The sequence below is a fragment of the Leuconostoc fallax genome, from assembly GCF_004354645.1.
Taxonomy (GTDB): domain Bacteria; phylum Bacillota; class Bacilli; order Lactobacillales; family Lactobacillaceae; genus Leuconostoc_B; species Leuconostoc_B fallax.
Map to the genome: position 1 here is coordinate 484 of NZ_PUFI01000004.1, position 545 is coordinate 1,028.

Consider the following 545-nt stretch of genomic DNA (forward strand, 5'->3'; position numbering starts at 1 on the left):
GAATCTGTATCCGGTTCTGAATCAGTAAGTACGAGTGAGTCATTATCTGGTTCAACGTCGCTAAGTACGAGTGAATCCGTTTCTGGCTCGGAATCAGTAAGTACAAGCGAATCCGTATCCGGTTCTGAATCAGTAAGCACGAGTGAATCCGTATCTGGCTCAGAATCAGTAAGTACGAGTGGATCCGTATCCGGCTCAGAATCAGTAAGCACGAGTGAATCCGTATCCGGTTCAGAATCAGTAAGTACAAGCGAATCTATTTCCGGTTCTGAATCAGTAAGTACAAGTGAATCTGTATCCGGTTCAGAATCAGTAAGTACGAGTGGATCCGTATCCGGCTCAGAATCAGTAAGCACGAGTGAATCCGTATCCGGTTCAGAATCAGTAAGTACAAGCGAATCTATTTCTAGCTCTGAATCAGTAAGTACAAGCGAATCCGTATCCGGTTCTGAATCAATTAGTACGAGTGAATCCGTATCTGGCTCAGAATCAATTAGTACAAGCGAATCTGTATCCGGTTCTGAATCAGTAAGTACAAGCGAATC

1 protein-coding gene is annotated in these 545 nt (G+C 43.9%); it reads left to right on the forward strand.

Annotation, left to right across the window (positions count from 1 at the left end):
- A partial coding sequence (locus C5L23_RS08675; protein WP_193617321.1) for a hypothetical protein occupies positions 1–545 on the forward strand: 545 nt, incomplete at both ends.